The organism is Paenibacillus catalpae, assembly GCF_900112695.1.
Taxonomy (GTDB): Bacteria; Bacillota; Bacilli; order Paenibacillales; family Paenibacillaceae; genus Pristimantibacillus; species Pristimantibacillus catalpae.
Genome location: NZ_FOMT01000002.1, coordinates 1,124,786 through 1,138,545 on the forward strand (window position 1 = coordinate 1,124,786; position 13,760 = coordinate 1,138,545).

General features: G+C 47.2%; 13 protein-coding genes. 8 read left to right on the forward strand and 5 right to left on the reverse strand.

Going from position 1 to position 13,760, the window contains the following annotated elements; all coding sequences use genetic code 11:
- Window positions 1–49: 49 nt before the first annotated feature.
- Window positions 50–796 carry a molybdenum cofactor biosynthesis protein gene (locus tag BM200_RS30615; RefSeq protein ID WP_091185728.1) on the reverse strand — a complete coding sequence of 249 codons (747 nt, stop codon included), beginning with the start codon at window positions 794–796 and terminating at the stop codon, window positions 50–52.
- A gap of 98 nt (window positions 797–894) precedes the next feature.
- On the opposite strand from BM200_RS30615, the gene moaA reads away from it, so the two are divergent.
- From moaA to BM200_RS12685, 8 genes are all read left to right on the forward strand, one after another.
- The gene (gene moaA, locus BM200_RS12650) at window positions 895–1,896 is read left to right on the forward strand and encodes a GTP 3',8-cyclase MoaA (protein ID WP_091185730.1); all 1,002 of its coding nucleotides are present in this window, start codon (window positions 895–897) and stop codon (window positions 1,894–1,896) included.
- Between the two features lie 15 nt (window positions 1,897–1,911).
- The gene (locus BM200_RS12655) at window positions 1,912–3,351 is read left to right on the forward strand and encodes a bifunctional metallophosphatase/5'-nucleotidase (RefSeq protein ID WP_091185733.1); all 1,440 of its coding nucleotides are present in this window, start codon (window positions 1,912–1,914) and stop codon (window positions 3,349–3,351) included.
- 237 nt (window positions 3,352–3,588) lie between these two features.
- The gene (locus BM200_RS12660; RefSeq protein WP_091185735.1) at window positions 3,589–4,707 is read left to right on the forward strand and encodes an HD-GYP domain-containing protein; all 1,119 of its coding nucleotides are present in this window, start codon (window positions 3,589–3,591) and stop codon (window positions 4,705–4,707) included.
- A 131-nt stretch (window positions 4,708–4,838) separates the two neighbouring features.
- The gene (gene yfkAB / locus BM200_RS12665; protein ID WP_091186314.1) at window positions 4,839–5,975 is read left to right on the forward strand and encodes a radical SAM/CxCxxxxC motif protein YfkAB; all 1,137 of its coding nucleotides are present in this window, start codon (window positions 4,839–4,841) and stop codon (window positions 5,973–5,975) included.
- A gap of 140 nt (window positions 5,976–6,115) precedes the next feature.
- Window positions 6,116–7,147 carry a sporulation integral membrane protein YtvI gene (ytvI, locus tag BM200_RS12670; RefSeq protein ID WP_091185737.1) on the forward strand — a complete coding sequence of 344 codons (1,032 nt, stop codon included), beginning with the start codon at window positions 6,116–6,118 and terminating at the stop codon, window positions 7,145–7,147.
- A 383-nt stretch (window positions 7,148–7,530) separates the two neighbouring features.
- Window positions 7,531–7,680, forward strand: coding sequence for a spore coat associated protein CotJA (locus tag BM200_RS30375; protein ID WP_245773022.1), 150 nt, complete (start codon window positions 7,531–7,533; stop codon window positions 7,678–7,680).
- 187 nt (window positions 7,681–7,867) lie between these two features.
- Window positions 7,868–8,131: a spore coat protein CotJB gene (locus tag BM200_RS12680; RefSeq protein ID WP_091185739.1), complete on the forward strand. Its 264-nt coding sequence runs from the start codon at window positions 7,868–7,870 to the stop codon at window positions 8,129–8,131.
- A gap of 54 nt (window positions 8,132–8,185) precedes the next feature.
- Window positions 8,186–8,761 (forward strand): manganese catalase family protein, encoded by a 576-nt coding sequence (locus BM200_RS12685; RefSeq protein WP_091185742.1) that lies wholly within the window; start codon window positions 8,186–8,188, stop codon window positions 8,759–8,761.
- A gap of 765 nt (window positions 8,762–9,526) precedes the next feature.
- On the opposite strand, the gene BM200_RS12690 is transcribed toward BM200_RS12685, so the two are convergent.
- Genes BM200_RS12690 through BM200_RS12705 form a run of 4 tightly spaced genes read right to left on the reverse strand, consistent with a single transcriptional unit; the run spans window position 9,527 to window position 13,681 of the window.
- Complete coding sequence (locus BM200_RS12690; RefSeq protein WP_091185743.1) at window positions 9,527–10,642, reverse strand: GerAB/ArcD/ProY family transporter; 1,116 nt, start codon at window positions 10,640–10,642, stop codon at window positions 9,527–9,529.
- 33 nt (window positions 10,643–10,675) lie between these two features.
- Window positions 10,676–10,918 carry a hypothetical protein gene (locus BM200_RS12695; protein WP_091185746.1) on the reverse strand — a complete coding sequence of 81 codons (243 nt, stop codon included), beginning with the start codon at window positions 10,916–10,918 and terminating at the stop codon, window positions 10,676–10,678.
- A 4-nt stretch (window positions 10,919–10,922) separates the two neighbouring features.
- Window positions 10,923–12,089 (reverse strand): Ger(x)C family spore germination protein, encoded by a 1,167-nt coding sequence (locus BM200_RS12700; protein WP_175532846.1) that lies wholly within the window; start codon window positions 12,087–12,089, stop codon window positions 10,923–10,925.
- 35 nt (window positions 12,090–12,124) lie between these two features.
- A complete protein-coding gene (locus tag BM200_RS12705) occupies window positions 12,125–13,681 on the reverse strand; it encodes a spore germination protein (RefSeq protein ID WP_091185751.1) in 1,557 nt (518 codons plus the stop codon).
- Between the last annotated feature and the right edge of the window lie 79 nt (window positions 13,682–13,760).

Below are 13,760 nucleotides of genomic sequence, written 5' to 3' on the forward strand. Positions count from 1 at the left end.
TCATGACTATTGTCCTATACTTTTAGCACCACTCCAAGGAATTTATCCATTAATTGGATATTGGTTCAATCGGATTCCATGGGCTGCCGAGCTGATGTCCTTTCCATTCGGAGCCATCCTCCCATATTTCCTTCTTCCAGATCGGAACGATTTGCTTCAATCTTTCAATCGCATACCGGCTTGCTTCGTAGCAAGCATCTCTATGAGGGGAGGAGACGGCTATAACAACACTGGTCTCTGCAATATCGACAACGCCGATCCGATGGGAGATCGCGGTTTGTGTACCCGGCCAGCGCTCGCTGAGCTCCATACCGATCTGTTCCATCGTACGGACAGCCATCGGGGCGTAAGCTTCATACTCTAATCGTACGGTACGTTGTCCCATTGTCCACTCGCGAGTTGTTCCAACAAAAGCGATGGCAGCGCCATGCTCCGGTACAATAACTTTGGCGAGAACTTCATCCGAGGTGATCGGGTGCTTCGTGATGACGTAACGGCCATCTGCCGATTCACAATCAGGTGCCATTTCATTCTTCTCAGGCTCTCCGCCGGAGACGGGAGGCAGGACGGCAAGCTCGTCCGATGCTTGAATGACGAATTCATCGGAAGCATAAGTCTGATTGCATGCAACAAAAGATATCCTTACAAGATCGGCCTGCTCCGGAAATTTGCCGGCAAGCTCCTGCTTGAGGGCAGCTACGGTCATGGAAGGTGTTTCGGTCTCTATATAAATAACCGGGCTGCCGAATCGGTCCGAGAGCCCCGCAAATAGCTGGATTTTCCAAGAATATGTCATGTCATATTACCTCTCATTAATTAGGGTGAACTCCGTATTAGCATACCATAATCATGTGAAAAATGTTATTCTAGTAGAAGAGAAAAGGAGTGAGAGGCATGCCCCCATTGGTAGACCGTTTCGGGAGAGAACACGATTACTTGCGTATTTCGGTTACGGATAGATGCAATTTGCGTTGTTTGTATTGCATGCCCGAGGAAGGCATGGAATTCGCTGATACCAGTACTCTGCTCAGTTATGACGATATCGTCGAGGTCGTTCATACGGCGGCGGAGCTTGGTATCTCTAAGCTTCGGATTACAGGAGGCGAACCGCTTGTGCGTCCGGGACTGGACGGTCTGATCCGCAGGCTGAAGGCGATTCCGGGCATTGAGGATATTGCGTTGACAACTAATGGCATGCTGCTGGGCAAATATGCCGAGGCATTAAAGGATGCGGGATTAAACCGTGTAAACATTAGTCTGGATACGCTGGATCCCACGAGGTTCAAGTTTATTGCCCGCAGAGGCGATCTGAAACGGGTCATTGAGGGGATTGAAGCAGCCGGCAGGGCTGGACTTGCTCCAATCAAGCTGAACTGCGTGCTCCTTAAAGGAATTAACGAGGATGAAATTGCATCGTTCCTGAAGCTTGCTTACGAGCAGCCGATGCATGTCAGGTTTATTGAATATATGCCGATTGGCCATGCGGATGATAATTGGCGAAATCATTATTTGCCGCTGTCGCATGTGCTGGATACGGCAGAACGTGAAGGATACACGATTTCAAGACGGACGAATGTGAAAGGAAACGGCCCTTCGGACGACTGGCAGATGGCAGGCGGTGCAGGCTCTTTTGGGCTTATTCATCCGGTCAGCGATCATTTCTGCAAGAGCTGTAACCGTCTTCGTCTGACTGCCGACGGTTCGATGAAGCCATGCCTCTATTGGGTGGATGAGCTGAATGTAAAAGATGCGCTTGGCGATACGGAAGCGATGCGGAATATTTTCTACAGGGCAATGGATCTGAAGCCTGAAAATCACGAAATGGCGGCAAAGCTGGCGGACGAGGCATTATCCCATACACCGACCGACCGCCGTATGTCTCAAATTGGCGGGTAACCTGAGGAGGCAGGCATGACATTCTCAAATCGACCAATCATTATTTTGCACAGCAATGATATTCATAGCCGTCTCGAGAATGCAGCGAGAATTGCTTCTTATATCGAAGAGCAGCGTAATGCTCATGGAAGCGGGAATCTCCTCTGCCTGGATATCGGCGATCATATGGACCGCATCCGGCTGGAGACCGAGGGCAGCGACGGCAGGGTGAATGTCGAGCTCTTGAATGCTGCCGGCTACGATGTCGTTACGCTAGGGAATAATGAAGGACTTACTTATTCGAAGGAAACACTTGAGCAGGTGTACCGCGAAGCGAAGTTTACGTTAATCTGCGCGAATATGCGCGAGATGGATACAGGGAGACTGCCGGAATGGCTGCTGCCCAGCACGGTTATTGAGAGGGGCGGCATCAAAATTGGACTGATCGCGGCAACCGCCAGGTTTACGGATTTCTATGAGCTGCTTGGCTGGGATTTGACCGATCCGTTTGAGGCTATTGGCGAAGAAGTTGAGAAGCTGCGAGGGCAGGTTGACATCATTGCCGTGATGTCGCATCTCGGGATTATCATCGACAAGCAAATGGCTGAAAAGATACCCGGCATCGATCTGATTATGGGCGGGCATACGCATCATTTGCTCGAGGAGCCGCTTGTCATCGGCGGCACATCGATCTGTGCCGCCGGGAAATTCGGCGACCAGATCGGACGCGTGGAGCTCGAGATGGACGAGAGCGCCAAGCGCCCGGTTATCCGCGCAGCATGCGTGCCGATGGCCGCATATGCGGAGCATCCCGCAGCCGCCGCGATCATCGGCGGCTACCGCGAGGCGGGCCAGCGGCGCCTCAGCCGGGTAATCACCCGGCTGGATGCGCCGCTGCCCGCCCTCCCCGAGCGGGAGTCGCCGCTCGGGAACCTGCTGGCGGCCGGCCTGCGCCGCCATACTAATGCCGAGATAGGCATCGTGAATACGGGGCAGCTGCTAGGCGGCCTGCAGCAGGGCGACGTCACAGAGGGGCAGCTGCATGCCCTCTGTCCGTCGCCGATCAATCCGTGCCGCATGCTGCTCAGCGGCGCGAACATACGGGCAGCGCTGGAAGAGGCGCTGCTGCCTGCCTTCACCAGTATGCCGATTAAAGGCTACGGCTTCAGGGGGGAAGTGCTCGGTACGCTGGCGATTGACGGCATGGAAGTAGAGTATGATCCGGCCCTTCCGGAGCTGCATCGAATTGTGTCGATTCTTGTGAACGGACAGCCGCTCTCCGATGACCGGGAATATGTAGTTGGCTGCATCGATATGTTTACGTTTCATATCGGGTATTTGTCGCTGGGGCAGGCGTCGGAGGTATCCTACTATTTGCCTGAATTCATTCGTGATCTGCTTGCATCAGAGCTGAGAGATGGGCACGGAATTACGGCTTGTCACCAAGAAAGATGGAGAATATTGTCGAATTTTTAGCATAAAATGGTTGCCAAGCGCTAATTTATCCCTTACATTAACAATACGGCTAGTTTTGTCCGAATATAAGAATGTAGAAGTTATTTCTTTATACCGGGCTTATATTCCACCCGCGTAACGAATGCTGCTCCTCCTAAAAGAAATGCTACATGCTTTTTGTGGACATTCTTTTTAGTTGCAGCCGTTCACGCTTGGATGTTAGTTATAGACACCGTAATAAGGGGAAGGATCGAGAACATGCGCTTGGTACCTATATCGCAATGCCAGCCTGGCATGAGACTTGCCAAAAAAATTTTCTCGGGCGACGGTTTAGTCCTCTTAGGAGAAAACATCGAATTAACGAGTCGCCATATTGTCCGGTTAGAACAATATGGTATTCATTATGTGTTTATTAAGGATCCGAGGACCGATGACATCATCATGCCGGAGATCATTAGTGAAAATACGATCAGTCTCGCTTTGAAGGAGATTAAATCGAACTTCCGCGCCATGATGGATTTGCCGAAGCTGAAGAAAGGCACTCCATACCCGTACATCGCGCAGCCTTTTAAACAGATGATGAACATGATAATCGATGATTTGTCCAATCATAAGGACGCCATGATTATGCTGATGAATATGGGGATTGTCGATGATTATCTCTATCAGCATTCACTTAACGTATGTGTCTATACGACACTGTTGGGATCCGCCCACGGTTATACAAGAGATGAATTAATGAAGCTCGGCATGGGAGCTTTACTTCATGATATAGGGAAGACGCAAATTCCGATGGATGTGCTGAAGAAGCCGGGGGCCTTAACCGACCATGAATTCCAGATGATGAGGAATCACGCCAAGATTGGCTTCGAACTCTTGAAGGATGAGCCGAATATGCCGCTTGTTGTGGCCCATTGCGCCTTCCAGCATCATGAACGGATTGATGGCAGCGGTTATCCGCGCGGCATTAAGGGCAGTGAAATCCATGATTTTGCCAAATGGATCGGACTGGTTGATTCCTATGATGCAATGACGACCAATCGGGTATACCGATCTCCTATGCTTCCGCATCAAGCGATTGAACTGCTGTATGCCGGAACCGGCACGTTATATGAACAGCATATGGTGCAGCTCTTCCGGGATAAGGTAGCGATTTATCCAATCGGGATAACGGTACAAATTCATACAGGTGAGACTGGCGTAGTGGTTGATTTCAACCACTCCTATCCGCATCGGCCAATCGTCCGGCTGTTATATAATGAAGCGGGGGAAGAGCTTGCTTCACCTTACGAGATTGATTTATCGAAGCAGCTGAGCACCATGATTGTCAATGTAAACGGCCAGCAGTCGAATGTAGGCCTGGCATCCGGCATATAACAGGAGAAAAGGGGGCGGCTGTGCCTCCTTTTTCGTTTTTTATGCCTATTTTATTTGCTTCATTCCCTTTCGAACATTACAATGGTATAAGCTATACCCATTCTAACCATGTAAGTCAGGTGCTGATATTAATGAATACGATAGATTTTGCTTTGAAGACTAATACTCTTACCCCGTTATCTCCCCATAATGATCCTTGGGACCCTATCCGTTCCTTGCAGAAATATGGCCGACATACCTTGACAAGTGTTGAGATGACCGTTTCCAACCTCTGTAATATGCGCTGCGAGCATTGCGCCGTAGGCGATACGCTTGTAATGTCGGAACCGGCGAAGCTTCCTCTGGAAATGATGATTAAACGTCTGGATGAAGTAAAGCACTTGGAGACGATCAGTATTACGGGCGGAGAACCTTCCTTCTCGGACAAGACCGTGAAGGAATATATGGTTCCGCTCCTCCAATATGCAAGAAGCCGCGGCATCCGCTCGCAAATTAATTCGAATGTAACCCTGCCGTACAGCAGATACGAGCAGCTTGCTCCTTATCTGGATGTCATGCATATTTCGTTTAACTACACGAATGCCGATGACTTCCACCAGATCGGATTTGCGAAGGCTGGCCACGCGGTATCACGGGAAGCGGCAGCCAAGCTGTATGATCGGATGATTGACAACGCGAAGCGTCTAAGCGATGCGGGAGTACTTGTCTCCGCCGAGTCGATGATTAATTACCGGACGCATGATCGGATTGAAGAGATTCACCGGCTGATCATGGAGATGGGCTGTCAGCGCCATGAGGTGCACCCCATGTATCCAAGCTCGTTCGCGAAGGATCTTCCGGTCCTGTCGAAGGAAGATATGCAGCTGGCGATCAGCAGGCTGCTGGATGTCAGAGACAAGAACATATGGATGCTGTTTGGTACTCTGCCGTTCTATCATTGCAGCGATAATGCGGAGGAGCGTAAACTCTTGTCGAGGCTTGCGTCGGAACCTAACGTGACGGTCCGCAATGATCCTGATGGCCGCAACCGTCTGAATGTGAACCTGTTCACCGGTGAGGTATTCGTAACGGACTTCTCCGATGTGCCGGCGTTTGGCAATATTAAGGATGAACAATTGGATCAATTGTTCGGCCGCTGGCTGGATCATGAGCTGGCAAGAAGCGTGAACTGCCATTGTCCGGCGGCTTCCTGCTGCGGTCCAAACCTGCTCGTGAAGGACATGTATTACAAAGAGGTGGACTTCCATCAGAAGAAGGCCATTCTTTAAGGTTTTCACAGTGAAAAATGGGACATTACTTTCGTGCCCACGCGTATGCTGATAATAGATACAAGTTCATACGAAAGTCATGGCCCCGCATACATAGGTACACGTAAAATCTTTTATAGAGAAAGGAGGAAATCGTTAAAGTGTCGATCAAAACTTTAGTTATGGTGGGGCTTGCGTTATTCTTGCTGTATTTGTTATTTACGGTAGGGGCGCCTTTTCTTCTCGCGCTGGTTGTAGCTATATTCCTAGAACCATTTACCCAATTTCTTAAGAAGCGGCTTAAGACGAATCGTCTGGTCGCGTCTACCATCTCAAGCAGTCTGTTTACGGTCGTTCTAATTGGACTGATGGCGCTGCTGGGTGTAAAAGTTGTTGCGGAGCTTATCGCTTTCGCGCAAAAGGTTCCGAACTACGTTGGCGATGCCAGCAGTTATGTCACGGATCTCGTAGAGAATGCACGCTCACTGTACTCCAACTTCTCTCCGGATACCGTAAGCCAGATCGAGAACTGGCTGACCGATATGAGCAAGTCGCTCACCGGTATGGTAGGTACCTTGTCCTCATCCGTCATTTCCCTTGCTTCCGGGATTCCGGGGATGTTCATCTTCTTTATCGTCTTTCTGGTTGCGGTCTACATGTTCGGATACAGCCTGAATACGATGAAAACGACTTTCCTGACTTTGTTCGAAGAGAAATCACGGCCGCAAGTCAATGAAGTGCTGGATAATCTGAAAAAATCAATCTTTGGCTTCCTGCGTTCGCAAATTATTCTGAGTGCTCTGACTTATATCATTTCGTTAATTGGTCTAATCATTCTGGATATTAAGTATCCGCTCGCGATTGCTCTGCTGATCGTAATCGTGGATATATTGCCAATTCTGGGAACAGGGACCGTGCTTGTTCCTTGGGGAACTTATCTGATTGTTACCGGCGATTTATACGCCGGGATCGGGCTCTACGTCCTGTTCTTATTTATGACGGTATTCCGCCGTATTGTAGAACCAAAGATATTGGGCGATGCTGTTGGTATCGGCTCCTTATCCGCCCTGATCAGTCTGTATGTCGGCTTTAAGCTGGTGGGCGTCATCGGAGTATTCCTTGGACCGCTTGTTGTTATTATCTACATGGCTATTCGCAAGGCAGGCTTGTTCAAGTTTAACATTAAATTATAATGAATGGGTCCGGCAGCGGTTTTTTAACGCTGCCGGACTTTTTTTGTCAAAATGTAATGATGAGATAAGCCCTGCCCGGCATAAAGTGATTAGAAGATGCCTTAATGTCAGGGAGGGATAACCGGATGATCACCGAGAGAAATGCCCGAGCCGAGAACAACAATGCCAATGTGGCGGCTCAAGCGGAGAACAGCGCCAACGCCATCAATGCTGCAAATGTCGCGAATGCTGCCAATAACGCTCCTGTCGCTAATACCGCAGTTGTGGAAAACATGTCATATGGCAAGGAGAATAAAGATTATAAGACCGCAAATAATCTGAATCCGCTTAATCAAATTCATGTATATGAGCCTTTTATTGGCCCATGTGATCCATGTCCGCCTATGAAAATGAAAACCTATGTCGTGCCGCCCAATCAGTTCATTCATTTTCAACCGCAAGGACTTCCACAATACTCGATTCATGAGGCACTGAGGCGTGGGACGTTATGGCCGGCTTTGTACAGCTCCTATCAATCCAAGTATTATTTGTAAGGCCATTTTGTGTGACAATTCTAAGTTAATGCTTTCGAAGCAAGAATTGCTTCGCATTTCTAAGCTAATGCTTTCGAAGTAAGAATTATCACAAACGGCCAGGGAATGTCCATTTTGTGTGACAATTCTAAGTTAATGCTTTCGAAGCAAGAATTGCTTCGCATTTCTTTTGAGGAGGTTGGATTCTGTGAGCATTGTTCTGGACGAACAATATTACAGCAAGCTGGAGGAGCTCCAGGCAGTCGGATTCGCCCTTGTAGAGTTAACCTTATACCTGGATACCCATCCTCATGATGCACAGGCGATACAGCAATTTAATCAGCTCGCCATGCAGCAGCATCAATGCAGACAGTCGTTTGAGAGCTTATACGGACCTACTCTGCAATTTGGCAACAGCTACTCGAAATATCCGTGGCAGTGGTCGGAAAGTCCATGGCCTTGGCAGGTGTAAGACAGGTCTGATGCTTGTTTGAACTTCCAAAGGGAAAGGGGACGTGTCATTCGGATGTGGTTATATGAGAAGAAACTGCAATACCCGGTACGGGTAAGCAAATGTGACCCGAAGATGGCCAGATACTTAATCGAGCAGTACGGAGGTGCGGATGGGGAGTTATCCGCTGCGCTGCGTTACTTGAATCAGCGGTACTCGATCCCGGATCAAGTCATAGGTCTCCTGACGGACATCGGCACGGAGGAATTTGCCCACCTCGAAATGATTGCAACCATGGTGTATAAGCTGACGAAGGACGCGACGCCAAGACAGTTGCAGGAAGCGGGACTTGGGGAGAACTTTGTTAATCATGACAATGGAATGATGTATGTGAATGCTTCCGGTGTACCTTGGACCGCAGCTTATATTCAGGCTAAAGGCGATCCGATCGCGGATTTATACGAGGATATCGCTGCCGAGGAGAAGGCGCGCGCGACTTATCAATGGCTAATTGATATGACGGATGACGTGGATTTGCAGGACGGCTTGAAGTTTTTGCGCGAACGCGAGATCGTCCACTCCCTCCGATTCAGGGAAGCCGTGGAGATGATCAAGTCTGATTGGGGAACGAAAAAAGTATTCAAAGTGTAAGGTAGGAATTAACATCAAGCTTTAGTTAGACATCAGCCGATCACTGAACTGCACCTCCAATCTTAGTCGTATCTAACAATTGGGGTGCAGTTCAATGATGTCACTAGGGATTTTCAAAGATAGGCGCACAGTTGATATTCTATTAAGTGATCTATGAACAGGCTGTATACTATTATCTAACAGGGCAATAATGCCATATATAGGTTCAGGGTAGAATTTATAAATGGATCTATTGGATAGGATTGAACACGGCAGACGATCAGTGATCGTCTGCCGTGTTCAATGCAGGGGTTATTAACCTGATCTTGTCGTGTTCGTCCGAGAATTTGTCGGACGACAAGAACATATATACAATGAAAGTCGCATAAACTGCGGCTTTTTTATTTTTTGTATAGAAATTCTTATCGAGAGCACAAGACAAGAACTTCTATACAAACCAGTATTAGGACAAGAACATCTATAAAAACCGGTGGCCAAAAATGATCAACAAGTTATTATGCTAAAGGAAGTTTAGTTCCAATACATGGTAATATAACTAGCGAAAAGACCAGTAAAACATGTGCCAAAACTATAATTGATTTTTGGGATGTTCTAAAAAATTGAATGGGTTTTTGGAGCAGACTTTAAGAGGAACTACGCATGGAAATGGCATTGCTGATCGAAGGGGACAACTCAAGATAACGAGATAGTTTGCTTGAGCAGATCGCTCCATGGTTATTCGCTTCCCCCTGAAATCATATTCGACTCGCGGATTAAACTTACGGATTACTGCTTTTTACGATTTTTTACTGCTGTTTTGCAACACGCGATCAGAGTCAGGAGCAGAAGCGGGATAAATCCAGCTGCACCAATCCATAACGGCCATATGCTCGAGACGATACCGAACCATTGAATTTCGCTATCGAATATGACAACCGACAGGAACAAGGTTATAAGAGCAAGAGGGAATATCAGAAGCCGATCGTTCTGCAGGGCAAACAGACGAGTTAAAGTTAAATTCAAAACAAACAACACGACTGTCGCTTTCATGTAAGAACCGGCGATTAATGTCATGCCTATAACGGATTCTATTCGCTGAATAATGTCCTGAAAGTCAATTAGACGCGCAACCATATATAAAGAATATTTGACATCGCCTGAGACCGGTCCGGCTACAAAAATGACACAAATCACGGATAAGATTAAAATGAGGGTGTTGAGAAGTAATGCGATAAACATCCATCGGTTTAAACTGTATTTTTTGCCCGGATTCTTTTTTACGAACGGCAGCAGCATGGCAAACAGAACAGATTCCGCGTACGGAAATCCAAACGAAAAGTAGGCACCGTGCAAAACCGGCTTAATGCCATCCGGCATGATTGGTAATATATAGTCAGGATGATAATTGGGTATCGAGAGCAGCAGCACGATAAATACGAAAAACAGCATAATCAAAATAAGGTTCGTGAACATGCGAACCATTACTTCAATGCCTGCCCGTACCGTAAATGCAATGAGCGTGAAGGTGAAGGCGTTGAATACGAAGATGGGCGTTTTTTTCATCATCGTTGTGGTTAAGAATAATCCCATATCAAGCACGATTCCGGAAGCTATATGACACATAATCAGGATGAGAGGGACCGATAATAATGCGGTCAACCAAGGCCCTACCATTTCCTTGGCATAATCAATATACGTAGAGCCCGGATATTTATTATGCAAATAAAGCATACAGGCCAAAGCAAAGAAACCAAAAGCGCTTGAAATGAGAAGAGACAGCCAAGCTCCGTTTTTTGCGAAGCCGATGAGCGGACCTGGGATGTTGATGATAGCGGATCCGGTCATGAAGATAAAAAACAAGGTGGACATTTGCACGGGACTGACCGTTTCTTTTACATTCATAAACAAAAACCCCCACACGATATTTGAACCATATCAGGACTTGGATTCAAAATAGGTTGCGATCATTTTCGCCGGCGCGGAAAAAATAAAATCGGCAACGTTATGAAGATCCGGCCAGTCTTTTCCTGCAGCATAATCAAGTCCCAGATAGATGGCTGCCGTGATGGAGATTCCGTAAACGGCACGCCCTCGCTTGTTGCTTTTTTTATAATTAGGAGCGTCAAAGACGAGTACTACCGCGATGATCAGGATCACAATAGCGAGTCGAATTAACATTCATTCACTTCTCCTTATACTCGGAGTACGGTTTTCCAACGGTGACGCCGGTATGAAGTACTTGAATCTCAACGTGGCTCTCGAAAGTAGCAAGGTCGAAACGCTCGTCCCAATTCTCTCTCCAACGTTTCCATACTGCAGGATGTTTGGCGAATATTTTGTTGCCAATACCTATCACGTCCAGCCGTTTGGTTTGTAGTTCATCTATTAAATCCAAAAATTCCTGTTCAACCGCTTTTCTAATTCTTTCTTTAAATGCGCTCTCATCTTCTCTATTAACAATGGAAGAACAATGCATCTCGCTAACCGTTCCTGTAATTTTCGTATTAAACTTAACGGTCAGCGAGTCTTTCTGAATAAAAGTCACAACCTTCGTCTTTGCCGAGAGGACTTCGAGACCGTCCTTCACATTTTTGTTCCCTTTACCGCAAGGGATTTCAATATTGCCCTCCTTGTATTGATTGGTCAGCATCAAGAGTTGTTGAATTTTTGTCGGAGACAGGGAACTTACCTGCTTACCGCCTTTTATAATAGAAATGCCCGAAACTGAAAGCTCTTCGGTCTTTTTGGATAATTGAATGTAGGGGAGCAGGGCAATTCCGACCTCGCTGTGCAGTTGGATGCTTAGATCCAAAAGACTCGAGTGAATGGACTTTGCCGAATAACGGGTTGCCGCAATCTCCATGGACCGCAGCTGCTCACCGAGTGTTGATTCGATTATCGGTTTTACTTTCAAATAGTCAGCGGCTTCTCCCTTTGTAGCAAGTACTAAAGCCGTCCCACGTGGTTCATGATCTCTGGCGAAAAAATCCATGATATCCCCGATATCCCGCTGCTGGAGAACTTTCTCATTGATTAGAATGACGCGCATATGATCCCACTTGGCTTTACGTCCGAAATGTAGCGAGATGTCCCTGATCGCTTCAAAAACCGTATGGGCCTCGGATTGAATCGTAAACGATCTTGAGCCCGATTGTTTACCAGCTTCGCTGCCTTCGCTCCCCCCGGTTGGTTTGAAGAAAAGCGTGGTCAATTTCAATTTGCCGGTTTTTGTTTTATCAAAAGCTACGGCCTGGACATAGCCGAACTCTACCAGCTCGGCCTTATCCCAGCACCCGGTTAAAAGGAACAGACAGAGGAGTATAATGGCTATTGATTTGATTGTTCTCATAATCATTTTTCTCCTCTACGGACGGGCTCGAATCGTTATGATTTCCGCTGTTTGTGCATGTGCTTGTTCCGCGGCGACCGGAGAAGAGTCTTCAAAGGAGCGCGTATCCATACATCACGAAGCTCGCGTATGCGCAGCGGAGCGAACGTTGCCAAATAAGGCTGCCCAAGGGATCTGAGAGACGTCAAATGCAAGTGAATAAACAGCAGCCCCATCATTAATCCGAAGCCTCCCAAAGTTCCGGATAATATCATTAACGGAAAACGCAGTACCCTGAGCGCTACCCCGAGCGAATACTGGGGCATGGAAAAGGAAGCGATTCCTGTCAAAGCTACTATAATAATCATTATAGGCGAGGCAATTTTAGCTTGAATGGCAGCTTGTCCAATGACTAAAGCACCAACGATACTAACAGCTGAGCCGACAGGTCGGGGGAGGCGTATACCCGCTTCACGCAGAAGCTCGAAGAAAAACTCCATTAACAAAGCTTCCACAAGTGCTGGAAACGGGATGCCTTCACGAGTTTCCAAAACAGCCATCAACAGTACAGTAGGGATCAGTTCTGAGTGAAAGGTGCTCATTGCAATATAAATACTTGGCAGCATAAGCGCCATGAAGAAAGCAATAATCCTAAGCTGCCGCAATAGAGTTGCCTCGACCGTCCGGTAATAGTAATCCTCGCTCGTCGCAAAAAATTCGGCGAACAGACCGGGACAGATCATAATGGATGGCGAGCCTGAAACCATAACGATGATTTTGCCATCTAATACGGCGGCGATTCCCGTATCGGGCCTCTCTGTATAGCGATACTGCGGGAAAGGGGAATAGGTGCTGTCTTCTATTAATTCCTCAATAAAAGAGGTATCCAGTATTTCAACATCTTTTGTTGCTTCAAGTCGTTTTTTGAACTCTTTCAGCGTTTCTGGATTAACGGCGCCTTCTAAATAACCGAATGCGGCTGTGGTCTGGCAATCACCTCCCGTAGAAAACATCTCGATTTTAAAAAGGTGGTTTCTCAATCGCGTCCGAAGCAAACCAATGTTTTTCGTTAGATCCTCTGTGGTGCTGTCATGTGGACCACGTACTACAGGCTCTGTAATTGGCTCGTTTACCGCTCTCGATTCAACAGAAAAAGCGTTAAAGCTGAGAGCTTTATTCCAACTGTCAAAAAAGATAACCACGTGTCCGCTCATAATTTGTTTTACGGCATCGGCCAGTGCTTCCACGATTGAAACACGGTTCGAGGTTACACCTCGGTTTTCAAAAAAATGCACGATGTTCTCAGGTTCAATTGTATGAAATACCTCTGATTCTTGGGCGACAATATCAAGGAAAGCAGATTTTAAGAAAAGCACTTCCTTCTCTTCGACAATGGTGCTGCAATGAACTGAGAGTGCTTCATATTGAAACGCGGCACCGTACCGGGAGGGCTGCATGACAATGTCGTGACTATGTGAAAAAAACTTTTCCAATTCTTCTCGGGTATAGGACAAGCTTTGTGAAATCGATTGTTGAATGTCGCTTTCGGGCGTATCGCAAACAGGGGTATTTTTGGATTGCTTATATTCCCCGTACCTGTTGTTAGACGTCATAGCTGTGTCCTTTCTTGAGGTAACCTAGGATATATTGTTCCAATATCCGGTAAAGCTATTCATTATTATGAACAACCAT